The following is a 26,727-nucleotide window of genomic DNA, read 5'->3' on the forward strand; positions in this document are numbered from 1 at the left end:
GCCAAAACATATTAATTTTAATCAAAAATCAACAAAATGTCTCCAATCATCTCACCAAACGAACTCAAAAATATTCCAACACAAAATCTTGTTATTCTTGATGCAAGAACAGGAAAAGAAGTAAAACAAACTTACCTTAATAAACATATTAAAGGAGCAAGGTTCATTGATCTGGATAAAGATCTGGCTGAAATAGGAGAAAATGCAGCTTTTGGAGGCAGACATCCGCTTCCTTCCGTAGATAAATTTACTGTAACTCTTTCAAATCTTGGAATCTCAGAAGATGCTCATATTGTTGTGTATGATGATAAGAATGCTTCAAATGCTGCAGCACGGGCCTGGTGGATGTTAAGATCTTTCGGATTTAAAAATGTTCAGGTTCTTGACGGAGGGATGCAGGCCGCAGAAAAGGTTGGGATAGAATTTTCTTCAGGAGAAGAGATCTTTGAGAAAACTTCGTTGATTAAAAAAGAGCATTGGAGCCTGCCTGTTTCGAGCCTGGAAGTGATTGAAAATGAATTGAAAAACAATACTTCTACGGTTATTGATGTAAGAGATTCCTACCGCTACAAAGGGGAATCCGAACCGATTGATCTTGTTGCCGGGCATATTCCGGGAGCGATTAATATTCCTTTTTCTGAAAATCTTGACGAGAACGGAAATTTTCTGAGCCCGGAAATCTTAAAAGAAAAATACAGCAAGTTATTACAAAATAAACCGGAGCATCTGATTATTCATTGTGGTTCTGGAGTTACTGCCTGCCATACAATTTTAGCACTAGACTATGCAGGATTTCCCATTCCGGATCTGTATGTGGGTTCATGGAGCGAATGGAGCAGGAGGGAAGGAAAGGAAATCGCAAAAGATAGTTAAAAATAAAAACCCCGAAAAATAATTCTTCGGGGTTTTATATTGTTAAGAGTGATTAAAGCATTCCCAGCTCAAACTTCGCCTCTTCGCTCATCATATCCTTATTCCAGCTCGGTTCGAAAGTAAGCTCTAAATCTACACTTTTTACATTCTCTACTTCAGCCACTTTATCTTTTACTTCCTGAGGAAGAGTTTCTGCAACAGGGCAGTTGGGAGTAGTAAGGGTCATTATAATTTTTACGTCAGCATCATCGGAGATCTGGACATCGTAAATAAGCCCTAGTTCGTAGATATCTACCGGAATTTCAGGGTCATATACGGTTTTTAACACACCAATGATTTCCTCACCAATGTCAGCAATTTGATCGTCTGTAAATTTCATTTTTTAATCTAGATTGATATTCCTTTTCAACAAATCTTCCTGACGCATGCGCCGGAAAATATTTGCCAAAGTTAAGACATCTTTTTCACAATAGTCAACAATTCTCTGCAAGTCTTTCTCTATGTAGTAAATTGATGAAACCATTGAGCCGTCAATATCATCCTTCGGAGTAGGAATACCAAAGACATGAGCCAGTAATTCCAGGGATACAAAACTCTTATAATCCCCGAATTTCCAAAGCTCCATTGTATCGATGTGGGGAATCTCCCATGGTTTTTTTCCAAACATCTGAAATGGTGCCGGTGGCTGCATCCCATTGATGAGGTAGCGTCTGGCAATCCAGGGAAAATCAAATTCTTTTCCGTTGTGAGCACAGAGAATGACGTTGTAAAGTCTTGGGCTGTTGAAGATTTCCCCAAATTCCTGAAGCATTTTCTTTTCATCATGCCCGGAAAAACTCTTTATTTTTAATGTTTCATTCTTTTCAACCATTCCAATGGTGATGCAGATAATTTTTCCAAACTCGGCCATAATACCGGCTCTGTCATAAAATTCTTCTGCCGTGACATCGTCTTTTCTCTGAAATTTTGTTTTTTTATCCCACAGGTATTGATCGGTTTCGGATAATTCGTCCCATGATCCAGCTTGTGGAACGGTCTCAATATCAAGGAATAAAACTCTTTCTAAGGGAATGTTCTGTATCATATGTGTTTTTGTTGGGTGTTTATCCTACCTGCATTCCATTTTTTGTAGGTAATGAAGGTGCTAAAAGAGTAACGTCTTTTTTGTCCTCACCATATAATCCTAACACAAGACACTCGCTGAAGAAATTGGCAATCTGCTTTTTAGGGAAATTGACAACCGCTAAAATCTGTTTTCCAATAAGCTCTTCTTTTTCGTAGAGAGAAGTAATTTGTGCCGATGATTTTCTGATTCCTAAGTCTCCAAAATCTATTTCGAGCTGGTACGATGGATTTCTTGCTTTTTCAAAATCATTCACTGAGATTATAGTTCCGCATCTGATGTCTATTTTTTCAAAATCTGCCCAGGTGATGTCTGGTTTTACTGTCATGGTAATTCGTTAATTAGATGTTCTACTTCTGTTTTCTGTTCTGCATATTTTTGTTGTAGTTCTGAACCTTCACCCATTCTTTTGTAATATTCCAACGCTTTTCCTCCGAAGAATTTTTTATGGAAATCTGAAACTTCCGGGATCTGTGGAAAGACTTTGTGAAAAAGCATTTCATAATATGCCTGAAATTCTCTTTCATTTTTGTCTTCAATCACCTGTCCGGGAGCTTTCTGTCTTACATGAAGCATTTCGTGGGCAACCATATTCAGGACAAGGTTCAGGTCAAAATCAAATAAATTTCTTGGGATCATTACCGTTTGCGGTCCTCCCAGATCTCCTTCTGCTGTCAGAAGCATCGAAGTAGGGGAAAGTTCTTCCCTGAATCCAAAGCCTGCAAAATTTTCATGCTCCAGGTCAAAAGAATGGATCAGATATTTTGCTGCATCCAGAATCTGGTTGTGTTCTTTGTAAGCCTCAAGGTGTAAGTTGATCTGCTCGAAATTCATCTGAAATATGTTTTATAACAAATGTATTAAAATATTGAGAATACTAATGGTTTTGGGTCAAAGGTTTAGAATAGAAATGTGAACTTCTTTTTTATACGTCAAGTTCTGTCGCTTCTGGGGGTGATATTTGCTTCAAGAAAAAACACAATATGAAACTCGACTTAAAAATTCCAGGTGGATATCTTTTGCCGGAAACCACCTAAAAAAATAACGCTAAAACCTGAAGACAATCTACTAAAAAGAGCTTCAGATCTCAACCTTTATAAAAACCAAAACAAAATTAAAAATGGAAGCAATTAATCAAAATAATAGCTCACAAACTTTATTCAGATTTGCAACAATGCGCACCGCAGAATTGTCTGATCCGAAGAATAGGGAGAAAAGATTTATTTTCAGAAACTATTTAAGACAAAAAGGAGTAATTGACCCACGAGTAGAAGCTGGGGAATCTTTGAAAAACGTCTGCGAAAAGATCACAGGTTTAACAATAGAAACAGAAACATCTCTTAAATCTAAAAGCATACAATTTTATGAACTGTCAGTTTGGGTTGCAAAAAATAAAGTAAAAGCTACCAAAGAGGAGTTTGATACTAAAATCAAGACTTATAAAGAGACTCCAAAACCTATTGTTGAAATAGATTCTAATTTTTGGGATAATCTTATTTATCAGGTAGTTACTCAAAAGGATTTTTATGCAAAAGAAACTTTAATGCAATTTTTGCATCTTGATCATATTCTTTCCAATTATGATGGAACTACTCAAGCACAGTATGAAGATGTTATAAAAGCCAAAGTGGTTCTTCCTAAGGAACTTTTCAGCACAAAGTCTGCTTCTTCAAATACAGTTGCTTCAAGAGGGGGAAACAGTATTCAAAGTCATCCTTTGAGTGATAGTGCCTTGAAGTTTGCAGAAGCTACAGTAAACTTAAAAGGAAATGAGGAGCTTAAAAGAACTTTAGAACAGCTTGAGAAGAATTATCAAAAAGAATACGGAGCGGCTTATGATATTGCCTACAAACAATATCAAGAAGAGGTAAGACCTGAGCAGTCCAGATATGATGCCCTAGTAAAAGAACAGGAATATCAGAAGGAAATTTTCCTGGCAGCAGATAATCGTGAAGGACTATCAAGTTTAAAATATATTCCGGTTCCGGAAGTAAAGACTTTTACATTTAATTTTCGTCCTGAAATTCAGGCAGATGATCTGCAAAGAAAATTAAGCCAAGAAAATAACGAATCTTTACAACGAATTTTTGGGACATCAAACTCATTAAATGATGTTTCAACCTTTACAGAGCTTTTTCAGACCATTGAACAAAACAGCCAGCAGCTGCAGCAAACGATATTAAATAATACAAATCTTACTCCACAGGTTTCTACAACAGTAGGAGGTGTTGTTATTCCTGTAACGCAACCTGTAAATACTCAGGAGATTCCTTTTTTTGCAAGAACAATGAGTGGTAATATGGGATTGGGGGATCATACCATGATTCTAACAACTGATATCAATGCTCCTAAGCACATTGTAAGTGGAAATTACAATATAAAGTCATATGATGATCAACTTTTAGCAGGTGGAACCCTGGCTTATACATTTGATGCTCCCAACGTAACATCTTTATTCAATACTCCGGAAAAAATTCCCGCTGCTGTTATAGATAAAAATGAAGTTTTACTATTGGAAGGAGAAGTTATTCTTAATGATGGACTTGCCTATACGATGAAAGCGAAGTTATTGTGGACGGCAAACAGAATGTACAGATTTGAAGGACCAGGAACATTTATAGTAAAAAATAAAGGGACCGGAGGTGATGGAGGAACTGGTGGCTGCCTGCCTGTTTTGTTAAGAACCAGATCTTTTCAGAATTATTCTGACAGATGGTTATTAAGTATGACGCCTAAAGAGACCACATCGTTATTTTCCTCGGCTTCAGGAACAATTAAAATATTGGATAATAATGGGAATGTTATTCAGACCTCAAATCAATTACAAGTTGCAGGTGGAGGAGATTACTTATCCCTGTTTAGCGATGGTATTTTACCTCAATTACAAATTACAGATGCCATAAAGAATGGCTGCCAGCTTGAAGCAGAGCTTACCCTTGACGACGGAAAAGTATATACCTGCAAAATTCCTATGACAATATATACCGCAGGAGGAATAGATTCAGTAACAAAAACCTATAATCTGACTGGCAAAGGAAGTGTTTGTCTGAAAAGTAAAGATACCCCGACAACACCTGAGGATGATCAGCCATTCATCCCATCAGGCTTTGGAATGAAAAATATTGGTATTGCAGATTACCGAAAGGTAGAACAAAGTACTTATTGTTATGTAGAAGGAGATGTTTCACACATCGAGAATATTATGGCAAGGGAATATAGAGAAAAATCTTCACGACGATTAAAAAGAAGTGAATCCCAACAGGATTTATTTCAACCTGGATGGGGTAAGTGAGTTCAATGGAGAAATGAAATCCAACCGTATCATTTTTGCTACTATTCTTATGGAGTATTGCCTGTTTTCTGATAACCGTCCAAAAGCAGGAGCTCCTACTTTCAGGATAGGAAATGAGTATAAAGTCAATACTGAAGTTTTCGGGCTGGCGGGAGATCTATTGGGTTTTGGAAAATCAGATGAAAAAACTTTTTTTCTTAAGCAGCAGAAAGAAATAACAAAGAGAGTTTTCATTGTACCCAAAGAAGGAGATCCTAATGCTACAGAGCGGGTAACAGAAGATCTGGATGAAGGAGCCGAATTTTATCCTCTCGACATGGTTTATTTCATCGAGCAGCATACATCAGAAACCAATGAAGGAGGAGAACAGCAGGGTACTATTATGATGGTTCCGGCTATTTACGTAAAAGCGCTGGCTGATGCAGAAAAATGGGAAGATATTAATGAAACCATCCGGATTGTAGCCGACATGGTCGGAGTAGTTTTTGGAATCGGAACATTAGCCTTATCAGGAAATCCGTACCTGTTATTAGCTGCGGCGGCAGATCTTAGTTTGGCCTTACCGGATCTTACCATACAGGCCTTCCGGGCGGAAATTGCCAAGCTTCCCGGAGGAGATGAGTTTCTCCGGCAGTGGGATCTTATTTATAATGTATTGGGATCTGCTGTAGCTGCACCACAGCTTACTGTCGCTTTTTACAGAAGTTGCTTAGGTTTATTGAGAACATCAGTGAATGTTGCAGAAAATGTGAAGCAGGGGTTGCGTGCAAGTGCAATTTCCGTATTTTTGGATTTGAACAGCGGAGTTTATCAAAGGAAAGATCTTCGTATGTTTAGTCCAACGGAATGGGTAATTCCCAGCGCAGGGTTCATTTCAAAAACATCGGAATGTGATGCATTGATACAAAACGGGGCTTTTTTCATGGAGCTTGATGCCGCTGCTATTATGGAGAGTATTGGAAAAAAAGGAGGTATTAATCCTGATGCCATAGGCTCAATAAGCAGTAGCAGGAGATTTGCTTTGGTGTATAAAGGAGAGATTATTGCTCAGGGGAGCCGATATGATAAGGCGTATCAGAATGTTTTGCAGGAGATAAGAAAAGTAAGCTATAGCTCAGAAAAGGTTGGGAAAATTTTAAATGAGATAGTAAAACAAATACGTATTAATACAATAATAGAAGAAGATGGTTGGGTTGTTATTAGGGGACTGGAACGTGAAAATGTTGCTAAAGCATGGCTAGGTGATGATGGAGAATTTAATATTTCAATTATTACCAAAAATACCTCATTAGAAAATAATGGTAGAAGAATTTTTAAAAACCTGTTTACCTTTATTAATGTTGAATACGATGAAATATCTAAAATTAGAGGGACATGGAGGCCAAGCGTAAAAGTTGGTGATAATTTGAATACATTTAATGAATTAATTAAAAAAGGAATGTCCCAAGAAGATGCTTCTAAAGGAACTTTTACAGGAAAGATGGCTGGTGAATTGGGTTTTAATGTTGTTAGATTAGAATCCACCTCCATTAAAAACACCGAGGGAGTTTACGTTTCTGTTGATGTAATATTCTTAAAAAAATAAAATGATATGACTATAGAAGAAAAATTAAACCTTATTGGTTTTAAAGGATTTGTCCATTTAAAAAAAGAACTTAGAGACAACAAGAGGCGAAAGTTTTTTAGTTCAAATTATAATGACAAGGAGTTCAATATTATGATTGTAGAAAAAGATAATAAATGGATTATAGAAAAATTGGAGGATGCAGGATTAATTTCTAATGTATTGGCTCTAAAGAATAGTGAAATTCATACTAGTGAGTTAATACTTTTTTTTAAAAATTTTTACTATAAAAATGATGAAATATCACAACTCTTATAGAATTAAAATGAAAATATTTTATAAAAATTAACTTAATAAATTGTTTTGAATTGATTACTGAAACCGCTCTTTTGGGCGGTTTTTTATTTGATAAATATTATAGTTTTGAACAGCAGAGTCTTTCAAAGGAAAGACCTCTGTATGTTTACTCCGACGGAATGGGTAATTCCGAGCGCAGGGTTCATTTCAAAAACATCGGAATGTGATGCATTGATACAAAACGGGGCATTCTTTATGGAGTTTGATGCTGCTGCTATTATGGAGAGTATTGGTAAAAAAGGAGGTATTAATCCTGATGCCATAGGCTCAATAAGTAGTAACAGGAGGTTCGCTTTGGTGTATAAAGGTGAGATTATAGCCCAGGGAAGCCGTTATGATAAAGCATATCAGAAAGTTTTGCAGGAGATAAAACAGGCAAGTTATAGTTCAGAAAAGGTTGGAGAAATTTTGGATGAATTAGTTATTTTGAAAAATCGTACAAAACCAAGTAAACCTAAAAATGCTTTTGCAAAACCTACAGGAATAATTACCAGAATGCCTAAAATATCAGATGATGCAACTAGAATATCATTGGAGCTAGAAAACGAAGCAGCAGAAATTTTAGCAAAAAATGGATTTGATGTAGAGCAGAATCCTAAAGTATCTGAAACATTGAAAAATCCTGATTATAAAATTGAAGGTAAAATTTTTGATTGTTATTCTCCTTATAAAAATACAAATGTGAGGAATATTTGGTCTTCCATAGAGAAAAAAATTAAAGAAGAGCAAGCCAAAAGAATTATATTAAATCTTAAAATTTGGGAAGGAGATATAAATAAACTTCAAAATCAGTTTTCAAATTGGACTATTGAAGGTTTGGAAGAGATAATCTATATAACAAAAGACGGTAAAATTAATCATTTAAAAATAACAAAATAAAATGGGACTAACATATAATATACAATTTAAAAGAAAATTAGAACAAAAACAGGAATTAACAGATCTTATTAAAGTACACGATAATTCACTTTTCTTAATATCTAAACTCTATGATTCTACTTTCGGTTGTGTGAACGGAGATTTTGATGATGAGTTGATTGATTTGGAATTTGCAGGGGCTTCTTATGTTTCATTTGATGTTATAAAAAAACATGCAGGTTCAATATTATTAAGAAAATCTGTATTACAAATGGTTCATAAAATCACTAATGAAATTTATCCTAACGAAGACTATTATTTAATTTTTAATGGAGATTATATCTTTGAAAAAAGAGAAAATGGTATTGTAAAAAGGAATAGCAATAGTGATTTTTATGAAGGACTAGATTAAATTTAAAAATAATATAACGGCAGCCATGAGTTGCCGTATTTTGTTTAAATACTATACATACAAAATATAGAATAATGGAACAGATTATACAGAAATTACATCATGGAATAAAACAAAGTGGCTGGGATTCTTATAAGCCTTTAAAAAATGAATTATTAACTTATAATTCAAAAGACTTAATTGTTAAACTGATTGATACAAAAGATTTTAGATATACAGATATAAGAAGTCTTTTTACGATTATTCCCGAATTATGGAAAGATTTTAATCTGGATGATTGGATGTATATTATTCGAAAAGTTGACCGTCCTACAAACTACCGATTATATATTGATGACGGACCCTATTTTGAAGACATTCGTTTTTTATATAACTGGATAGGTATAGATAGTATTAGTTTGTATAAAAATGATCCGGGAGTTTCTTCTAAAAATAAACAAAACTTAGATAAAGTATTTCCAATGTTTCTACATGATACATTAAGAAATGGAGATTATAAAGAAGAATTTTTAGATGGAAGCTTTGGTGACATACAATATTTACGAGATATGAAAACGCGATTAATAAGTCAAGGGGCAAAGCCAAGTCCAATGCCAAGTTTATAATGATTTTGAATAGTTTTAGAAACATTTTAAATTGAAATAAACACCGGCCGCCTTTAAAGGCGACCGGGTGATTTAAACTAAAAAAATAAATTAAGGATGTTCATTTCTAGCTCTGATGACCAGATTTACCAAATCTGAGCCGCCACTTGCAAAATTATCACTTGGATTATGTGCGCTTTGTGTTGCCACAGCATACGGAGAGCCGTCCCAATATCCCCAAAAAGGGCCTCCGCTTTGTCCAGGCCATATATCTGCTTTATGGCTCATGCTTTCGTTGTCATCAGCACTCCAGAAATCTCCATCCAGTGCGATACCTGTTTGATAGGTTGGTCTTTGCGTTCCTGTAAGGTCTCCAGGATATCCTGCGTGAGTCCAGTAAGCGCCTCCGTCCCATGAATCGGAATACGATTTTGAACCTAGCCAACCTGTGCTGTTTCCAATAGGTCTGTCTAATACAATCACTACATAATCGTATTGGATTTCTGTAGAATCGATGGTAGGACCAGCTACTTTATACTTGTAATAGGTTAATGTTCCCCAAGCTGTTCCGTAAGGAGCGCTTCCGTTGTAATACATCGGAGTGAATTTCAGCCATCCTGTTGTGTTATTAGGCTGCCAGTCTACGATATGAGAACAGGTAAGAAGGTGTCTAGGCCCGATCATTACTCCGCTCCCTGAACCCAGAGAACTTTCTACTCTGCCGACACATCTCCATGGATAGGCTGTAGAATTGTATACTTTTCTCTGATCGACTCCAAAAATAGTTCTTGCATTCTCCGGAGTCAGGAAAGAATCTCTTTCAATAAATTTAGGTTTACGGTCTCTTTTCGGTTCAAGTTTCGGATTGTACTCAAAATCAGCATGGGTAGGATAGAAATGATCAGTTTCCAGAGCTCGGTTTTCTGCTGTTTTTTCGTCCATAGGCATTCCTATTGTTTTCATCCCTTTCGGAAAAGTTCTTCCGTTAATGGTTTCCATAGCGGGAGCTTGCTTAAATAATTTTTCAACAGCTTCTGGTTTTTCAGTTGATTTTGCTTTAACCGTTCTGAGTCTTGATACTTCTTCAGCGGTCATCGGGTTGTTGTTTTCGGTTTTTGACATGATTATTATTTTTAATCTGGTATATTCCTACTCTTTTGATGGCTTTTCGGATTCCGCCGGTAATGGTTATTAGTTAAGTGAATATTTTTTGTGAAAATTCTGCAGTGATACTTTCCGTTTGGTTAATTTGAGCTGCTCCCATTGCGGCTAATGCGATGGCAACTTGTTTATCCAGTGTTTTTCTGACGATGTTTCCATTCGTAGCACGCAATATTTTACAGAAGTGATAGGTAAAATACCCTCGGATTTGTCCACTGATAGTGCCTTCCATGGATACCTGGTTGTCTTTTGCTGCAGCCCATAATGTATGATTCATTCCCGCAACAGGGACAAGCGCTTTAGTAAGAGCGGTTGATTTTTTTGAACTTTTAGAAGCCTCCATTTCACTGGCATATGTCAGATAGAATTCATCCTCAAGCATTGGAGGAATGTAACGTGCGGTTTCGTTAAGAAAATCTGTTTCCAGTCCCAGATCCATTTTTCGGGTTCCTGTTCCGGAATAACAGCAATCGAAGATAACTTCCATATTCACTCCGGCTTTTAATTTGCTGAGAACTGTTTTAAAATCATCGTCACGAATGACTCCGTTATTGGCATAATCGTGTGGACAAATAGCTTCATCCAAACCATCAAGTTCAAGGTCTGAGCCGATATTAGCCACTCTGGTTCCGTGACCTGAATAATAAAAAACCAGAGAATCTCCTTTCACACTTGTGCTGATCATGGATTTCAGATAGTTCAATATATTTGCTCTTGTGGCATTCTGATTGGTCAGGATTTTAATCTTTGCCGGACTGAAACCACAGATCACCAGTGTATTTGCCATATCTCTCGCGTCATTTATACAGCCGTTAAGATCCGGACCTCCGTATCCAATGGGTGCATAATCATTAATACCTACGATAAGTGCTTTTTTCATTGTATTAGTTTTAAAAATATTCCCTACTCTGTTTCGGCTTTTCGGGGGCTGCCTTTCTGTGTTTTTCTATGACAAAATTCCATCATTCTGGAGGACAAAAACAGAGGAGAAAACCGTATTTTGAAAAAGGGAAAACACCTTTTGCTTGTATATGAGTGAGTTATAAATAAAAATCCGGCAGCTGAAAAGCTGCCGGATACGTAAATAGAATGTAAAGATGTTTATTTTATCAGATAATAATTAAGGTTAAAAAATTAAAATATTCAATCAGCACAGATCATGCTTCAGAGCAAAAAGTACCAGGCCGGCTCTGTTTTTTATATCCAGTTTTACAAAAACCGAATCTCTGTAACCGTCAATAGTTTTTGGACTGAGGCACATTTTGTCAGCTATTTCTTTATAGGTGAGTTCACTGCAGGCCCATTTAATAAATTCTTTCTCTCTGTCTCTGAGCTCTGAAAGTAAAGAGGCGTTTTTGGCTTCTTCTGTTTTTACTTTCAGTAACTTTTGGGCTACAAAATCAGTATAAAAGCTTCCTTTTTCATATACCGTTTCAATAGCCTGAAAAAGGATAGAAGGCTGCATGTCTTTCAGCAGATAGCCTTTAGCGCCTGCTTTCAGCATTTTAATCAATATTCTTTCGTCATCATCCATGGTAAGGGCAATAACTTTAATATCAGGGTAGTGCTCGGTAAGCCATTCGGTAGTTTCTATACCATTTTTATAAGGCATATTAACATCCATCAGTACTACAGCAGGTAATTCCGAAGCCTGTTCCACACCTGCAATAAATTCTTCTCCGTTGGGATGGTTCATAATGACCCGATATTGAGTGTTTTCTGTGATCATATTCTCCAGTGCTTTGGAGATTAAAGTATGATCATCAACGATCGCTATGGGAATAGTTTTCATAATAAATTTTTATGATAGGTTATCAAAGTTTGTGTTCCTTTATTGAGTTCTGAGTGTATAGACAGTTCAGCATGAATCAGTTTGGCCCTCAGTTCCATGTTTTTTAATCCTGAGCCATCCTGAATAATACTGGTATCAAAGCCCCTTCCGTTGTCGGAAATACTGATGTGTAATTTTTCACAGTCATCCTCCATGTGTATGGAAACATTTTTGGCTTTGGAATGTTTCAGAATATTATTGATACTTTCCTGGATAATTCTGAAAAGGATCAGTCCATGTTTTGGAGAAATGTCAATATCCTGTTTTTGCGTAATGAATTCTATTTTTAATAATTTTAGTTTTTTAATCCTCTTCACTTCTCTTTCAATGGATTCTGCCAGTCCGAAATGAATGATCTGCTCAGTGATTAATGTTTTAGAAAGATTTCTTATATCCTGTATGCATTCGCCCAATAATTCATTGAGTTCAATCAGGTCCTCTTTCTCTGTGTTTTTGAGCTTGGTAATCAATTGGTTTTGGCGTAAGCGGACCACAGATAGTTTTTGTCCCAGATCATCATGCAGTTCCTGACCGATATAATTGAGTGTTTGTTCTTTCATTTCTACCTGTGAGGTGGCCAGCTCCTTTTCAAACCGTAAATCTTTCTCTTTTTGCTCAATCAGCAGGCTTGTTTTTTTCCTGATAAAAACCGCATAGATGAAGACCATTGTCAAAACAACGATGAATAAAGTAATCGTAAAGATGATGACCAGATTATTCTCTTCCATTTGAAAAGGGTTTATCTTGTTCTTTCCTGTTTGTTCCAGAGTAAGCCCAATATGAGGATACCGTTACTGATCAGATTCAGCATAAATAAAATAAAAAAATAAATAGTCTCTGATACAGTAGTTCTGAAAAAGAATATCGGGATGCTTCCAATAAAGAATATCAGAAGAGCAACTGATATCCAGAATGGTAGATAATTTTTAATTTCCAATACTTTATCAGAATTAAAGGTTTGGTACAGGAACAAAATAATTGAAAACAGTAACAGAAGAATATCTGCGTAGAGCATATTAAAAGAAAAATGATGAAGCAGATCATCTTCTGTATAAAACATTACGACAATATTCAGGACAAAAAGAATCAGGATGAGGGTCTGTATCTTTTTGAGCAGCGGAACATATAATAATTGGTAATAATACAATAAGTATAAAAAAAATACAATCATTAAAAAACCAATTACATAGAAAATGTCCGTAGGCAGATTGGTCAGCTTGAAATAGAAATAACAGGAAATATCAATCAGGGAAAACAACAGATATCCTATGATAAAAAATAAATTCTCCTTTCCGGTTTTTCTATATTTTATGACCATTAGAATCATCACGACAATGGATATGGCCATCGATATCTGTTTCCCTGTTTCAATATTCCAGTTCATAGTTTTGTGTTTTTATGGCATAGTTCCTGACAAAGCTTTTGGTGGAGGTGCCAGATTGGTCATGTTCATAGATTCTATAGAAGGCACATCTGTATTTTCCTCTGTGCTGGCTGATCTGGACATTACCTTGTTGTTTTCTCTTTTTTGAGCAGTAGGCACTAAAAATATGGTTTGATAGCCCGCGTATTCAGGTTTTGCCATTCTGTTTTTAGGGTGATTCATCGGGTATTTCCCCATGTAAATCCTGATTCCCGGGTTTTTTAATTTTTGTTTTCTGGCATTCTCTTTTACATATTGAATATAGCCTTCCATATCTTCCAGTGAGAACCAATACCATCGGGAGTCTGGCTCTCCATTTCTGTTCTTCATGAGAATTTCATGATTGGTTCTTGTGTATTCATCAAAAAGAACCCGGCCTTCACGGTAGCTGATCAGTTTCTTTTTATAACTGTTACTTACAGGTTCTTTAGGGGGTTCGGTGCAGCTAAACAGACAAAAAGCCAGAATAAGAGCTGCACATACGGGATTTAAAATCTTAGTAAAAAAGGAAGTTTTCATTTTTATGGTTTTTAATTTTATGGAACAAAATTAGCGAACGGCACAACTATAAAAAAGGGTGAAAACACTGTTTTTATCCTTTACTAAATTTACGACTTTTTGATATTCAGTTGAATATGAATTGAAAGGTTTGTTTTTTTATTTAAAATATCCAATGGTATTCCTTTAGGAATAAAATTAAAACCATGATGAACATTCATGGTTTTGAAGGAAACTGTTTACCTTTTTATCCTTTCTTTTTCAATCTGATTTTCACCCCAAATTCTCAGATAATCAATAAAAGGAATGAGTTCAGCACCGGTTTCCGTTAAAGAATATTCTACCTTAGGAGGAACCTCATGATAAACTTCTCTATGGATAAGCCCGTCATCTTCCAGCTCCCGGACAGTTTGGGTAAGCATTTTAGGGGTGATGTCGGAAAGAGTTTTACGAAGTTCACCGTACCGCATAACCGTCTTCAAATGAAGATACCATAAAATACGGCCTTTGTATTTTCCTCCAATCCGTTTAAAGGCATAATCAACAGGACAGGATGGCTCTTGGGTAATTTTTTTTATTTTTAACATTTTTTCAATGGTTTGATAATCAGCATTAGTATGTTTTTAGTGTGTAGATTACAAAAAAGTACATACTTGCTGCAAAGATATGATGAGACTACATTTGTCCCATAATTAAAATCAAAAAAAATGAAAGCTGTTATTTTAAACGAAGCCGGAGGTGTTGGAAATCTTCAATTTGCAGAAATAGACAAGCCTGTCATAGGAAATGATGAGGTGTTGGTAAAAGTAGTATCGGTAAGCATTAATCCTGTAGATGTAAAGTCCAGAGCTTACGAAGGAGTTCTGCACTGGATTTTTGAAGAAAACAGACCCGTTATTTTAGGGTGGGATATTTCGGGAGAAGTCGTGGAAACCGGAAAGGATGTAACAGATTTTAAAACAGGAGATGAAGTCTTCGGGATGGTCAACTTTTTTGGAAAAGGAAATGCCTATGCAGAATATATTGCTGCTCCGGCAGCGCATCTGGCATTAAAGCCCCGGAATATTACCCATCAGCAGGCTGCTGCGGCCTCAATGGCGGCTTCAACGGCATATCAGGCATTGGTGGATGTTGCTGGAATTAAAAAAGGGAGCAAGGTTCTGGTTCATGCTGCTTCAGGTGGTGTTGGCCATTTTGCTGTTCAGGTTGCGAAGTACTTTGGGGCATATGTTATCGGCGTATCATCCGGTAAAAATAAAGAATTTGTTTTGTCGCTGGGAGCGGATGAACATATTGATTATACAACGGAAAACTTTCATGAAAAAGTACAGGATGTAGATATCGTGATTGATACTCTTCAGGGAAAAACGTTATCTGATTCGGTAGATGTTGTCAAAGAGAACGGAATTATCATAACGCTTCCGACTCCTGAGATTCCTGAGAATATTGCAGAGAAAGCCGGGCAGAAAAAGGTGAATATTCAGTTTATGATGGTACAGTCCAAAAAAGAAACTGCAGAAGCAATTGCGGGCTTACTGGAGCAGGGAGCATTGAAACCATCCATTTATAAAATTTTCCCGTTTGAAGATATCGCACTGGCTCATCTGGAGGTTGAGACCAGCCGTGTTGCAGGAAAAGTAATAGTAAACCTGTGAAAAAATAAAAAACCAGGAAATAATCCTGGTTTTTTATTTATTGTGAGATAACCTTTACAATAGCCGGGGGAATGGCTTTTTTTACAATAAAAGTTTCGTAGGTTGGATTTTTGATATTTTTAGCAACGGCTTTTAAATAGTTTAATTCAGGATAAAAGAAGGAATTGAAATCCTGAATCTCTATATGTGATGGTATTGCAACAGAAGAAACAACAACTATTTTATCATCTATCAATGCACAATAATGCTTGTCTATGTAAAAAGAGAAATAATTCCTGAATGCATAGGTATAGTCCAGCGGACCATTTTCTGGCATTTTACTGTCTACAGAAAGATATCCGGTAAGGATCTTATTGTCTTCATTTTCAGTTTTATCATTCTTTTCGTCAGGGAGTTTAAAGCTGTATACGAATTTCCCTTTATAGTAAACATCAAAAAGCTGAATTTCTGGAGTATTTTTAAAATCAATAAGCTGCAGAAGGTTTTTATTACCATCATTATCAATAATCTCTTTTTTAAATCTAAAGACAGGATGAATGATAACCTCAACATGATCCATGCTTGTTATTAAACCTGTTCTATCTTCCCCATATTTTACATTAGCATCTATCATTTTTCTTACATATGACAGGGCTGCTTTATTATATTCCCCTTTATTGTATTCATAGACAATAGTGTCTGTTTTATGTTGTGAAAAGCTAAAAGAGCTTATCAATAAACAAGAAAATAAGACAATTAAGTTTTTCATATTTTATGGTTTTGAAAGTGAGAATATATTATAAACCGTTTCTGATAGATTATATGTGTTTTGGAAGCTACTCAGCTGGCCATTGCTTCTTCCTGAATACGGATCAAAAAAGTTGATATGTTTCATTCTTGAAAAATCCTCACTATATTTTATTTCAGTAACCAGAACGGCATGCCCTTGTCTGTTCCCGGCGGCTTCTGTTGTGCTAAAGCCCAGATATACAGGGTGGCCCGACTGCAAACTTTCAACAATGAATTTTACAGCCTGTTTTGTCAATGCTGAAGGAATTCCTGAATGGAAATAATAGTCATTCTTTGCTTTTGCTTCATATAAGGCATCTACTTTCAGCCCGAATTTCTCGAAATACTCTTTGGTTTGATCAGCACGTACTCCTCCGGATTGATTGGCTTCTTTTTGCTGAAGAGAAACATCAAGATCTACACCTAAATATTTTGCAGCAGCTCTTGCTACTGTAGGAACGCAATCTGTTTCACCGGTCTGAGGTTTGTCAGCAGCAATATCCATAGATGCGGTTTTCCATTCTACAGCTTCTGCTCCTTCATGAGCTAAGTGATTCAACCCGGAAGTTAATAACCCCTGTTTTAACCCATCCCAGAAATTACCTCCTGCAATGGAAGATGAGAGACCTCCGGAAAGGCCGCCAGAAGCAAGCATCAGGGCTTTTAATAACCCAACATTTCTGGAACCAAAAGAGCTGATCGAGATAGAATTCCCTTCAACGGAAAATTTATATCCTGATTCTCCTAATGCCTGTACTCCACTGGATACTACAGAAGAAATAGCTCCGCTCATAAATCCTGAAATAAATTTTCCTCCGCCAATTTCAGACATTGCTCCTCCTGACAAAGCATGCATCCCCGCCTGGAAGGCTGCCTTGCCGACGGTTAACGTCTGTGAAAATATAGAGGTGGCGACACTTCCAATTCCAAAACTGATGATGCCGCTCGCAAGCCCCGTTGTAATGGCCTGTCCCATACCATACCAATACGGAACACCATTAATAGTGTTAATGACAGCATGTGTTACAGCAGACACGACTACAGCAATGATAAGAACTGCACCTAATCCGATATTTCCACTTGGGTCAGTATACAATAAAGGATTATTGGTTACATAGCCGAATTTATTATAACTCTGTGTATTAAAAGGATCCTGGATAATAGTATCAGGGCTAAGGAATCTCCTCATGATAGGATCGTAAATCCTTGCATTCATATGAATAAGACCTGCCCTCCAAAGGTGTTCATGACCCGTATATCCTCTGTCTATAAGGAGAGTTTCCCCATTGAACTGTTGCAGGTCTACAATTTGTCCTCCAACCATCAATCCTTTAAGATTTCCCCACGCATCAAAGAACCGTTTTTCAACAATAGAACCGTCATCTTTTGAAATGGCTAAAATACTTCCCAAATGATCACGATGAAGATAGTAGTTTTGAGACTCCTGAGATCCACTCAGAAAGCTGACAACATCTTTTTTAATATAATTTGCAGAATAAGGATCTCCTGTGATATAGGTAACGATCTCCAGTCTACCGCCTCCTTTACCAGATCTTCTTGTAAATTCTATAGCACCGTCAGCAGAATAATATTTTCTTTTCCCTGAAGCTTCTGAAATCATAGAATATCTTGATTTCATTACGTTGTATGTAAAAGCTAAATCTTCTTTGTTAGGAACCTTAACCGTTAGCGGAGCGTTAAATGCATTGTATGTTACTTCGGCAAAACCTCGGTTGGTATTTACTTGTTGACCATTTGCATTAAGAGCAATATTGTTTAGTTTATAATCGGACTCGCCATTGTAGTTATAGTAACCAAGGTCAAGATTTGCAGCCATTCTTCCTCTTTTATCGTAAGAATACTGATTGGTTACAGTGCCATTGGTTGTTTCCTTTAATAGGCGGTTTAATTTGTCATATTCAAAAGTTTCACTCTTTCCAAAATCATTGCTGTTTCTGGATCTTAAAACTTCTTTATTGACGTCAAAATCATACATCATATCCAGTGCAATCAGGCCTCCTTTGGCATGATTCATTCTTAAAAGAGTTCCGTCCTGCGGACTGTAATAGTTATTGATAACATAACCATTGCCATATTCCATCTGCGTAGCCTGATTCAAGGCATTCACCGAAGATGTGTGCCATATCATCTTATTGGCATTAACGTCGTTCTGCTGTGTCAGGATACCATTACTGTCATATACATTTTTTGTTTTTGAGGTGGTTGTATAGGTATTTTCATTCCAGACGGCAGAAATAGTCGTTTCATCTACTCTTCCGAAGGTGTCGAAAGTCAGGTTACTACTGTAAATAAACTCCGGAGTTTCCTCTTTCTTTCCTTTGATACGATAGTACTGATCGTATTCTGTGGTATAGGCAAAGTTTTTTCCGTTGCTTGTTCCATAGATCTTTTCCAGAAGCTTACTCGTTGGATTGTACTGATAGTACTTTTCTATAGAAGTATTTTCTGCCGGGGTTTTACCGTATGTTTTTTCTGAAATGGTTTGTCCGTAATCATCATACTGTAATACGGTATATCCTTTAGGAGTGTCTTCACGAAGTAATCTTCCCAGAATGTCATATTGATAGGTATATGTACCTGAGGAAGGGTCTACAATTTTCTTCTTGTTTCCCCAGTCATCAATTTCAAAAGTTGTTTTGCTGCCTTCATAATTGGTTTCTTTTAAAGATCCGTTGGCATAGTAGGTGTAGTTAATTGTTCCGCCATGGTCCTGCTGAACAATCGTGTTACCAAAAGCATCCAGTGTTTTTGATATCTTTTTATAGCCATCATCAACGGTTACTTTTAATCCTTCGTAGCAGGTAATAACTGTTTTTCCTGTATAAGTAACATGCTTTACCGCTCTGTTGTAAGCATCATATTCTATTGCATTCCATTTCGTCTGCTCGCCTTCAAAGAAAGGCTCAGATTTTTTTATTAATTTTCCGAAAATGTCATATTCGCTCTTTTTTACAATCCATTTGCCATTGGTACTTTGGGTTTTGGTTTGTATTTCTCTGTCGAATTCATCATATGCTGAGATCGTTTCTACTCCTCCTTCTCTCTTTTTTGAGATCTGGTAAATTCCTCCTGGAATTGCCGAAGCAGAAGATTTGCTGATGGTGGTTTTCTTACCCAGATAATCAGTAAATGAAGTGATATTACCCCAGCCATCATACGCATAATAAGTTTTTAATCCTCCGATAGCGGCTGTTTCTTCTAAAAGCCTTCCTGTTGTATTCACTACCGTGGAAGCTGTTAAGCCATCAGGAGTTGTTGTGGAAGTTCGGTAACGATTCGTTGAGTCGTAATCATATGTAGTAGTCTGAGAGGCAATTCCTGCAGAAGAAATTGTTTCCTGCTTCAGATTCCCGATATTATCATAGACAAAGCTCTTATTTAATGACTGAGAGTTTTGGCTGAATTTCTGAATTTCTTTAATCGCTCCATTTGTAGGATAATAAGTACTGACCTCTTTTGCGGTAAAAGTGTCACCCTGTCTGAAAGAATTATTAACCTGTTCACTTATTTTCCCGTAGAAATAATGAAGACCATTAGTGAATTCCGGCTGATAAGTAAAGTTGGAATGTGTTATTGCATAATCACCATAATTGATCCATGTTTTCTTTAATTTAAGATCGTCGGCTTCATCATAGGTATATCTTTTAATGACATTTATCTTTCTAAGGTTGTCAGTGGTTCTTTCCTCTATGCTGAGAATAAGGCTCTGATTTCCTTTTATGAATTTTTGATTGATGAAATCAGTCTCTGTTAAAAACTTGGAAATTCCTCCGTAGGTACTTTTTAATAGAACGTTATCCAGTAAAGGATCTTTGGTATTTACTGTCCAGAAAAGAGCATTAGCAAGCTTTTTATTTCTGAATTTTCCGTTTTGAAGAACAGATTCATATCCGTCAGATACATAGGTTTTTTGGAATCCTAGAAGGCCTCTTCCGTCTAGACTTTGTACAGCATTCTCATAACGGTATTCTTTTGAAAGAATCTTTCCACTGAAAAGAGTATGAATCTTATTAACCAGATATAATGCCCCGTTGGTCTGATGGGTATATAACGGATATTTTAAATCATTATCCTTGTGCACATAGCAGATTTCTTCCTTTGTATCAAGTTTCATCATCGGACGGTATTCAACTTTTTGCAGAACGGTAGAACCGTTATTCACCTCCTGAATCTGTTTTTCCAGGAAATTATTATTGTTGAATGTAATCTTAAATTCAGACCCGGTAGTGATGTCAAAATTACTGATAGATGTCTTGTAGGTATTTAAGAAATTAACCTCGTCAGAAACGGTGAAAAGAGAGAACGGTGTTATTTTCTCATCTTTTAAATCAATTTCCTGACTCAGCTTGGTAAACGAAGTATTTCCGTTGCTATCTGTAGTATTGACAAAGAATTTGACCTTATTAAATCCAGGCATGAGGGTCATATAAATTCCCGGAATATCTGTATTGGTAATGGCTGAATGCGTTGGTCCTACATATTGAGGGAAACCGGGAACAAAACATTTATATCCCTGTTGAGCGTTGATGTATACGGCTGGTAAAGCTTGTGCTGTGGCATTATAGCAGGAGTGTGTATAAACCTGCTCGGTATATAAATCACCAACATTTTCGTAGGTAAAATTGCTGATCAAAGGGTTCTGATCGTTATATCGTATTTTTCCGAACTTTGTGATGGATACGAGGTCGGATTTGCCATCATTGTTGATGTCTGTTACCACTACATTTCCTACAGCAAATCCTGTCATTGAGTTGTCAGGTCCCCATAAAAATAAATCCCATCCGGATTGCTTAGGAATTGTTTCATCCTGTGAAGGCTTAATATATGCTAGTTTTTGAGCCGTAAGATCAAGCTGGCTCGGAATAAATTTTTTACCATCCGAAGTGTACATCCACCAGATAAATTGTGGTGTGTTTTCAATAGCAATCCTTAATTTTGAAAAAGGATTCATAGTATTGAATACAATCTGTGGTGTTACAAAATCTGTAAGGCCGTCTCCATTGAAATCTCCTAAAAGAATAGGAGTTATAAGTTTTCCGTCACTATTATAGCTTAGATCATTTAAAATGTTTGTTGAGGACTGCCCTGCAATATCACCAAATGGCTTTATGGTCATATCATTTACATTGATCTTATAAATACCATATTGGTTGCCAGATATGATCATAATTTCCGGGACTCCGTCACCATCCATTTCCAGAAGCCTGTAATTGTCTTCTGTAAGGAGAAGAGAGGTTACTGCAAACTCTTTTCGGGTAATAACATCACCTGTTTCTTTACCTATTTCATATAAATAAATTTTCTGGCTGGTCTGTGTATTTCCACTGATATAAATAAGATCGAAAAGGCCGTCATTATTAAAATCTCCCGGAATAAACATTTTATGGGCTATTCTGGGAGGAGATGTGTAGGTGGTCTGCCCCTGAAAACCACTGGTAATCCATGGAATCGAAGGACCTCCGGAGAGGACTTTTGTTTTTCCTGTTTTGAAATCCCGGATTTCTATCTGTCCCTGCAGGGATTCGTGTGTTTTGGAAAGTGTATTGACAATGATCAGCTGATCATTAGTCGTAATTTTATTGTCATTAATTAATGTTTTTCCCGTAAAGATTCTGGTATGGGCATTAACATAGGTGCTGGGAGTTATCTGGCCGTAAGGGCTGTTAAGATAAAATATAGGATTTCGTATACTGCCCGGCTCCGGTGGAGGAGGGTTAGATCCAAAACCTCCGGTTGGCCCGCTTCTGAAATCAGTAACGGTAGTTGATACATAGAATATATCGTTTCCACTATTGTTATAAAGGTTACCTGCAGTGACATCTCCTAAACGATAAGTACTGGCAGGAGTAATAGCAAGTTGACGCTTTGTTACCTCAGCTGTCCCTGTAGAATTGGGAGAATTATAATTGAAGTTGAGCGGTCTCAGGCTTTCTCCGGCCTCATTGAATACATTGATGGTTCGTAACCTTTCATTACTGTCTGCATCAACAAAATCATAGCTGAAAGCATACTTTCTGTAATCACCGGAATAAGTAGACCCGGTGACAATTTCAGAAATGACTTTGCTGTTGATATACTGCTGCCCGTTTCTATAGATTTTTGCAATTTTTTTGCGGTCTTTGTATAATACTTTTAAATAAAATTTATCTGTACCGGTGTCTGTGCCTCCATAAGATATTTTATCCAGCCTTGGGGTATTATTTGTAATGATATAAGTGTAATGGATTTCATTGTCAAATGAATCTGCCATTTTTACAATATAGTGCTGCCCTGGTGAAAGCTCATTATACCAGGCAATTTTTCCGTCCGTGTACTGAATAATGAAACTATATGTTCCGGATGATTTCGTAATCTTAATCTTGGAAAAATTTTTAGTAACATATTCGGTATCCGATTTTTTAAGGAGCCTTTGACCATCTAAATAATAAGGGTCGTTGTCGTCAAACTGCGGACCTATGGTGATCCCGTCTACATTCTGGCTTTTTCCTCCTCTGCTGATAACAGAAAGACCCGTAAAACTCCATCCCCATCCGGCATTTCCGTTTCCTGCCTGGCTATTGTACACCAAGGCGGCATTGGGCTGAAAATTATTTAATCCTTTTAAGGTTTCTAGAGGAACGGTATAAGTAAGGGCGCCCCCCTCGCTGACAGACATTTCTGATTTTACAGAAGGTATAAGAGAAAAGTCTGGCGAAATCGTCTTGGAAGAGTTCGGTTGGTTTTCTCTATACCCCGAAGTATTATACTCAAGAGATACAGATGTTGCTTGCTGAGCTCCCACAAATTGTGCTAAAGACAGAAGTGCAAGAACTCCAAGAAATTTTATATTTTTTATCATATGAATTGATTATGATCTTATATCGATACTATTAATGCATAGGCCATAAAGAATAGAGCCTGTCAAAGATTTTTTATTAGCGCTTCATTACATTTTTGCCCACAACTTGCCCGCTGATTAGCGTAAACTTAGCTACGTATACACCAGTAATCTGGTTTCCTAAACTAAAACTGAAATTGAAATTTGAAGAATCCTGCAGATTATTTTTGGTAAATAAAAGAGCCCCCGTTCCGCTGAATACCTGAACGGAAGTTACTTTTCCCTGGGCAATACCTGTAATACTTACGTTGGCAATATCTGTGGTAGGGTTAGGAGACAGTTGGATGGCCATTTTAATTTGTTCCAGATTATCCTCTGCATTAACTTCTTTAGCCATAACTGTTTCAGCTAATTCTGTTTTTAAAAGGGCATTGTTGATAGCAGAGCTGTTTCCTCCCTCATCAAAGCTAAATTTTTTGCTTCCCGAAGTAAGTCCTGCATTAAGAGATTGAGTAACATAAGGAATTGTATTATCACACTTATTATCAATAAGATCTCCTGCGTTTGAGTCCCAGGTCAGTATATCATAATTCTGAGCTAAGATATTTCCTACATAGTCGTCAAGAGGCTTAATAGGAGGCACAACGGTAGCAACCAGCGGATTGGGAAACTGAGGAGTATTATAATCATACTGCCAGTCTTTAACATCATAAAATACACTGGGATTAGCAACCGCATTAGCTCCTACAGAAACTCCCATATTATTGCCGTCCTGCTGGAAAGAAACTCCGGAAGCTACTATTTCCTGCTGTAAATTGTGGCCGGCAACCTTTTTAGCAATAAGCTCTATCGTCTCATCAGTATTGCTTAACTTGATGACATTCTGATAGATAATCTGGTCTTCCTTGCCTTGTGTGGTAGAGAAAAAACTAGAGAAATAATCACCTCCCGAGTTATTATTAGCCACAACGACCATAAACTGTTTAGACTTTATGATTTTGTCAGGCAGATCAAAACTTCCTTCATTATCCCTTAATTTCCAATCCTTAAGATTAAGGTCCGTATCGCTGGCATTAAAAATTTCAATAAACTCCCCGCGATGTCTTTTTCGTAACTTTTCAAATAGTTCAGGAGTAGGATTTTGGTATGGACCATAGTTTACATCTATGTATTCCGAATAAGGGGTGTCTCTGTAAACCTCAGTGATAACAAGCTGAGCAGAAGATAGAAGGGGAAATAATATAAGTACCCCTCCAAATAATTGTTTTTTCATGGTTGCTGGGAGAATCTATATTTTATTTAAAAACTTTTGAAGTTTCTGTAGGTGAGAAGATTGGGAAAAATTTCTGTTTTGATTAAGCTGTGCTATTTTTTGTTCCCATGGATCTGAACTTGTCGTAAGATCTTTTGCATTGATGACCAGATAAAGAAATTTTTGGGTTAAATTTTCCTGATTGGTTTTTTTCAGATACTTAATAACGAGTACATTCACAGCATCTATTACAGAGGTATTTCTTATTCCGGATTTTTTCTTTAGTAGAGAATTAATATTGTTTTCGGCCTCAGTAGTTTGATTTTGCTGGAGATAAAAATCTATTTTTTTGCACAGAATGATAAATTCCTGATTTTCATCTGTTTTCTTTTGCTCCATTTCGGAAAGAAGCTGCTGAAGTTTTAGAGTATTTGAAGGCTGATTTTTTTTAGCAGCATTATAATAGGAAGCCGCACTCCAGAAATTTTGTTTTAATTGGTGATTTTTCTCTTCAATGGACAAGAGTGTTGGGAAATCTCTCTTTTGTTTAGCAAGTCTCCTTGTCCAGTAAACAGCTGAGCGGTCTTTAGGATAAAGGTTATGATATTCTTTAGCCAATTGCATTGCCTGTGCAGCATCGTGGTTTTTTATATTTCTTTTAATAAGAATAAGATAGAGTTCTCTGATATGATTTTCTCTTTCTTTTTTATAAGGTTTATTCTTAAGGAGAGTAAGTTTGGAGGTAAGCTCGTCGTTGGTTAAATGATCAAAACGGGCCTTAAAAAGTTTTTGATTTTGTTTGTGCTGCTGTTTTACCTGAGAATTTTTCTTATGATGAATCTCGCCTGCATTGAAGGAAATCAGTTTATTTACCTTGGCAAGCTGGTGTTGAAGTGTTTGGTCATCAGGATGTTGTGCAGCAAGCTCAGAGAGCTTATTTTGTGCTACAGAAAGAAGATCCTTATTCTTTAGCCGGCTCACCTTTTTGTTTCCTGTGGCCATTTTTATATACTGGCTGTATAACCTCTGTTTCAGTTCTTTGTTGTTAGGGTACTGTTGAACTGCATTTTCTAAAATCTGAATATAAGCGGATTCCTGCTTGGGCTTTTGAAAAATACACCGCCTTAGTCCGTCATAGGCTCTTGCCTCCTGCGGACGGCTGGAAATTATCTGTTCATATTTTCCTTTTGCCTTAGCCCATTTTTTCTCCTTGCAAAATGCCTTGGCACTCTTAAGAAGAGTATTAACATCATCGTTGGTTAGGAGGTTTTGTGGACTAGAAGTGGTTTTGGAAAAAAAATAAGAAGGAATAAGCAACGCACCAGCACTCAAAGCTGAAAGTTGCAAGAATCGTTTTCTGGAAACCATAAAGTTCGTGGAAATTAGTGTTTTTTAAAAAATAAAGGGAAGGTAGGTTACCATTACTGAATAATAGGCCTGCTCTTTCGGTTTAACTTTAATAAACTCTAATCGTTTTCCTTCCCTTAACGGAGGCAAATATAGTTAAAAATGTTAACTGGTAAATAGTATTTTGAGAAAATTTTTCTCTTTTCTTGGAGTGTTAAGCTGTTTGTAATTGTATTAAATACAGTGTTTTGGGTGTTGGTAAGTTAATGTGAAAAGCATAAATGTATTTTATTTTATAATTGTTATTTTACTTGAAAATATGTTAGAAATTGTATATTCCTATTTTTAGATATTAATATCTCCAAAAATCAAAAAAGTGACCTATTTTTATTTAAAATGTAGTATGAACTGAAGTAAAATTGAAAAAGAAGATTAAAAAAATGATCAGCGAAACAATCAGTGGGAGATAAGAAACGACCTGTTACCGATTGGAGGAGTTTACTTTCTCCACTTACTATAGTTCCCTTTCAGAAACTATTTTATAATTTCAAATTTCGTAACTGGAATTATTGGAGTATCATCTGCCGGATCTGTACTGCTAAAAAAAGACAATTCTCCACTGGTTGCTTTCAGAATAAAACCTTTCTTGGGAAATGCTGCATTGGGGATTGTTACTCTTTTTATAGTATGATGTTTTGGGCTTAGAATAGAATATATCCAGTAAATAAAACGAAAATAATTAGATCTCTATAACGAGGAAAAAGATGGGACATAATGGCTTTTGTTTTTAATTAAAATATATTCCGTAAATATTGTCAATAATATGAAATTAAAATAAAAACAGGAGCGGAAATCAACTTCCGCTCCTGTTAAACAAGATTAAGTGTAAAA

Annotated in this window: 23 protein-coding genes; 8 read left to right on the plus strand and 15 right to left on the minus strand. The window is 36.5% G+C overall.

What is annotated here, in order from left to right:
* Positions 1-36 precede the first annotated feature (36 nt).
* Entirely contained in the window at positions 37-873 is an 837-nt protein-coding gene (locus J2786_RS14795; RefSeq protein ID WP_047426691.1) for a sulfurtransferase, read from the plus strand.
* A gap of 52 nt (positions 874-925) precedes the next feature.
* Here the strand turns inward: J2786_RS14795 and J2786_RS14800 are convergent, their stop codons facing one another.
* From J2786_RS14800 to J2786_RS14815, 4 genes are read right to left on the minus strand one after another with little or no spacing between them, the layout of a single operon-like run.
* Entirely contained in the window at positions 926-1,252 is a 327-nt protein-coding gene (locus J2786_RS14800) for an SUF system Fe-S cluster assembly protein (protein WP_034691980.1), read from the minus strand.
* A gap of 3 nt (positions 1,253-1,255) precedes the next feature.
* Positions 1,256-1,957: a 3'-5' exonuclease gene (locus tag J2786_RS14805; RefSeq protein ID WP_047426695.1), complete on the minus strand. Its 702-nt coding sequence runs from the start codon at positions 1,955-1,957 to the stop codon at positions 1,256-1,258.
* A gap of 19 nt (positions 1,958-1,976) precedes the next feature.
* Positions 1,977-2,324: a tRNA-binding protein gene (locus tag J2786_RS14810; protein ID WP_047376054.1), complete on the minus strand. Its 348-nt coding sequence runs from the start codon at positions 2,322-2,324 to the stop codon at positions 1,977-1,979.
* Positions 2,321-2,830: a hypothetical protein gene (locus J2786_RS14815; RefSeq protein ID WP_047426700.1), complete on the minus strand. Its 510-nt coding sequence runs from the start codon at positions 2,828-2,830 to the stop codon at positions 2,321-2,323. Before J2786_RS14815 ends, J2786_RS14810 begins: the two co-directional genes overlap by 4 nt.
* A 286-nt stretch (positions 2,831-3,116) precedes the next feature.
* Between J2786_RS14815 and J2786_RS14820 the strand changes: the two genes are divergently transcribed.
* The 6 genes from J2786_RS14820 (at position 3,117) to J2786_RS14845 (ending at position 9,084) form a co-directional block, all read left to right on the plus strand.
* Positions 3,117-5,288 (plus strand): hypothetical protein, encoded by a 2,172-nt coding sequence (locus J2786_RS14820; protein WP_310025735.1) that lies wholly within the window; start codon positions 3,117-3,119, stop codon positions 5,286-5,288.
* Positions 5,245-6,873: a hypothetical protein gene (locus J2786_RS14825; RefSeq protein WP_310025737.1), complete on the plus strand. Its 1,629-nt coding sequence runs from the start codon at positions 5,245-5,247 to the stop codon at positions 6,871-6,873. The genes J2786_RS14820 and J2786_RS14825 overlap by 44 nt, the downstream gene beginning before the upstream one ends.
* Before the next feature lie 6 nt (positions 6,874-6,879).
* Positions 6,880-7,170, plus strand: a complete 291-nt coding sequence (locus J2786_RS14830) for a hypothetical protein (protein WP_047426712.1) — start codon at positions 6,880-6,882, stop codon at positions 7,168-7,170.
* Between the two features lie 141 nt (positions 7,171-7,311).
* Complete coding sequence (locus J2786_RS14835; protein ID WP_310025741.1) at positions 7,312-8,088, plus strand: CdiA C-terminal domain-containing protein; 777 nt, start codon at positions 7,312-7,314, stop codon at positions 8,086-8,088.
* Position 8,089: 1 nt separating this feature from the next.
* On the plus strand, positions 8,090-8,479 hold the full coding sequence (locus J2786_RS14840) for a hypothetical protein (RefSeq protein ID WP_047426716.1): 390 nt from the start codon (positions 8,090-8,092) through the stop codon (positions 8,477-8,479).
* Positions 8,480-8,553: 74 nt separating this feature from the next.
* Positions 8,554-9,084 carry a hypothetical protein gene (locus tag J2786_RS14845; RefSeq protein WP_047426719.1) on the plus strand — a complete coding sequence of 177 codons (531 nt, stop codon included), beginning with the start codon at positions 8,554-8,556 and terminating at the stop codon, positions 9,082-9,084.
* A 90-nt stretch (positions 9,085-9,174) separates the two neighbouring features.
* Here J2786_RS14845 and J2786_RS14850 read toward each other — a convergent pair whose 3' ends face one another.
* From J2786_RS14850 to J2786_RS14880, 7 genes are all read right to left on the minus strand, one after another.
* Positions 9,175-10,185, minus strand: a complete 1,011-nt coding sequence (locus J2786_RS14850) for a trypsin-like serine peptidase (protein ID WP_052186725.1) — start codon at positions 10,183-10,185, stop codon at positions 9,175-9,177.
* 73 nt (positions 10,186-10,258) lie between these two features.
* Positions 10,259-11,104 (minus strand): caspase family protein, encoded by an 846-nt coding sequence (locus tag J2786_RS14855; protein WP_047426722.1) that lies wholly within the window; start codon positions 11,102-11,104, stop codon positions 10,259-10,261.
* Between the two features lie 267 nt (positions 11,105-11,371).
* Complete coding sequence (locus J2786_RS14860; protein WP_047426725.1) at positions 11,372-12,016, minus strand: response regulator transcription factor; 645 nt, start codon at positions 12,014-12,016, stop codon at positions 11,372-11,374.
* The gene (locus J2786_RS14865; RefSeq protein ID WP_047426727.1) at positions 12,013-12,783 is read right to left on the minus strand and encodes a sensor histidine kinase; all 771 of its coding nucleotides are present in this window, start codon (positions 12,781-12,783) and stop codon (positions 12,013-12,015) included. Before J2786_RS14865 ends, J2786_RS14860 begins: the two co-directional genes overlap by 4 nt.
* An 11-nt stretch (positions 12,784-12,794) precedes the next feature.
* The gene (locus tag J2786_RS14870; RefSeq protein WP_047426730.1) at positions 12,795-13,439 is read right to left on the minus strand and encodes a hypothetical protein; all 645 of its coding nucleotides are present in this window, start codon (positions 13,437-13,439) and stop codon (positions 12,795-12,797) included.
* A 12-nt stretch (positions 13,440-13,451) separates the two neighbouring features.
* Positions 13,452-13,997 carry a hypothetical protein gene (locus tag J2786_RS14875; RefSeq protein ID WP_052186727.1) on the minus strand — a complete coding sequence of 182 codons (546 nt, stop codon included), beginning with the start codon at positions 13,995-13,997 and terminating at the stop codon, positions 13,452-13,454.
* A gap of 218 nt (positions 13,998-14,215) precedes the next feature.
* Positions 14,216-14,563, minus strand: coding sequence for a winged helix-turn-helix transcriptional regulator (locus J2786_RS14880; protein WP_047426733.1), 348 nt, complete (start codon positions 14,561-14,563; stop codon positions 14,216-14,218).
* 120 nt (positions 14,564-14,683) lie between these two features.
* Here J2786_RS14880 and J2786_RS14885 point away from each other — a divergent pair, with 120 nt between their 5' ends.
* A complete protein-coding gene (locus tag J2786_RS14885) occupies positions 14,684-15,631 on the plus strand; it encodes an NADP-dependent oxidoreductase (RefSeq protein ID WP_047426736.1) in 948 nt (315 codons plus the stop codon).
* Positions 15,632-15,668: 37 nt separating this feature from the next.
* Here the strand turns inward: J2786_RS14885 and J2786_RS14890 are convergent, their stop codons facing one another.
* From J2786_RS14890 to J2786_RS14905, 4 genes are all read right to left on the minus strand, one after another.
* Positions 15,669-16,379 carry a hypothetical protein gene (locus J2786_RS14890; protein WP_047426739.1) on the minus strand — a complete coding sequence of 237 codons (711 nt, stop codon included), beginning with the start codon at positions 16,377-16,379 and terminating at the stop codon, positions 15,669-15,671.
* A gap of 3 nt (positions 16,380-16,382) precedes the next feature.
* A complete protein-coding gene (locus J2786_RS14895) occupies positions 16,383-23,258 on the minus strand; it encodes an RHS repeat-associated core domain-containing protein (protein ID WP_047426742.1) in 6,876 nt (2,291 codons plus the stop codon).
* A gap of 76 nt (positions 23,259-23,334) precedes the next feature.
* Positions 23,335-24,510: a lamin tail domain-containing protein gene (locus J2786_RS14900; RefSeq protein WP_047426745.1), complete on the minus strand. Its 1,176-nt coding sequence runs from the start codon at positions 24,508-24,510 to the stop codon at positions 23,335-23,337.
* A 15-nt stretch (positions 24,511-24,525) separates the two neighbouring features.
* Positions 24,526-25,836 (minus strand): tetratricopeptide repeat protein, encoded by a 1,311-nt coding sequence (locus J2786_RS14905; RefSeq protein WP_156121308.1) that lies wholly within the window; start codon positions 25,834-25,836, stop codon positions 24,526-24,528.
* Positions 25,837-26,727: the final 891 nt, after the last annotated feature.

The organism is Chryseobacterium vietnamense, assembly GCF_031454475.1.
Lineage (GTDB): Bacteria > Bacteroidota > Bacteroidia > Flavobacteriales > Weeksellaceae > Chryseobacterium > Chryseobacterium vietnamense.

Bases quoted from the DNA above. Each gene is read 5' to 3' on its own strand.
- J2786_RS14795 (WP_047426691.1), top strand. From the start codon at position 37: ATGTCTCCAATCATCTCACCAAACGAACTCAAAAATATTCCAACACAA.
- J2786_RS14800 (WP_034691980.1), bottom strand. From the start codon at position 1,252: ATGAAATTTACAGACGATCAAATTGCTGACATTGGTGAGGAAATCATT.
- J2786_RS14805 (WP_047426695.1), bottom strand. From the start codon at position 1,957: ATGATACAGAACATTCCCTTAGAAAGAGTTTTATTCCTTGATATTGAG.
- J2786_RS14810 (WP_047376054.1), bottom strand. From the start codon at position 2,324: ATGACAGTAAAACCAGACATCACCTGGGCAGATTTTGAAAAAATAGAC.
- J2786_RS14815 (WP_047426700.1), bottom strand. From the start codon at position 2,830: ATGAATTTCGAGCAGATCAACTTACACCTTGAGGCTTACAAAGAACAC.
- J2786_RS14820 (WP_310025735.1), top strand. From the start codon at position 3,117: ATGGAAGCAATTAATCAAAATAATAGCTCACAAACTTTATTCAGATTT.
- J2786_RS14830 (WP_047426712.1), top strand. From the start codon at position 6,880: ATGACTATAGAAGAAAAATTAAACCTTATTGGTTTTAAAGGATTTGTC.
- J2786_RS14835 (WP_310025741.1), top strand. From the start codon at position 7,312: ATGTTTACTCCGACGGAATGGGTAATTCCGAGCGCAGGGTTCATTTCA.
- J2786_RS14840 (WP_047426716.1), top strand. From the start codon at position 8,090: ATGGGACTAACATATAATATACAATTTAAAAGAAAATTAGAACAAAAA.
- J2786_RS14845 (WP_047426719.1), top strand. From the start codon at position 8,554: ATGGAACAGATTATACAGAAATTACATCATGGAATAAAACAAAGTGGC.
- J2786_RS14850 (WP_052186725.1), bottom strand. From the start codon at position 10,185: ATGTCAAAAACCGAAAACAACAACCCGATGACCGCTGAAGAAGTATCA.
- J2786_RS14855 (WP_047426722.1), bottom strand. From the start codon at position 11,104: ATGAAAAAAGCACTTATCGTAGGTATTAATGATTATGCACCCATTGGA.
- J2786_RS14860 (WP_047426725.1), bottom strand. From the start codon at position 12,016: ATGAAAACTATTCCCATAGCGATCGTTGATGATCATACTTTAATCTCC.
- J2786_RS14865 (WP_047426727.1), bottom strand. From the start codon at position 12,783: ATGGAAGAGAATAATCTGGTCATCATCTTTACGATTACTTTATTCATC.
- J2786_RS14870 (WP_047426730.1), bottom strand. From the start codon at position 13,439: ATGAACTGGAATATTGAAACAGGGAAACAGATATCGATGGCCATATCC.
- J2786_RS14875 (WP_052186727.1), bottom strand. From the start codon at position 13,997: ATGAAAACTTCCTTTTTTACTAAGATTTTAAATCCCGTATGTGCAGCT.
- J2786_RS14880 (WP_047426733.1), bottom strand. From the start codon at position 14,563: ATGTTAAAAATAAAAAAAATTACCCAAGAGCCATCCTGTCCTGTTGAT.
- J2786_RS14885 (WP_047426736.1), top strand. From the start codon at position 14,684: ATGAAAGCTGTTATTTTAAACGAAGCCGGAGGTGTTGGAAATCTTCAA.
- J2786_RS14890 (WP_047426739.1), bottom strand. From the start codon at position 16,379: ATGAAAAACTTAATTGTCTTATTTTCTTGTTTATTGATAAGCTCTTTT.
- J2786_RS14895 (WP_047426742.1), bottom strand. From the start codon at position 23,258: ATGATAAAAAATATAAAATTTCTTGGAGTTCTTGCACTTCTGTCTTTA.
- J2786_RS14900 (WP_047426745.1), bottom strand. From the start codon at position 24,510: ATGAAAAAACAATTATTTGGAGGGGTACTTATATTATTTCCCCTTCTA.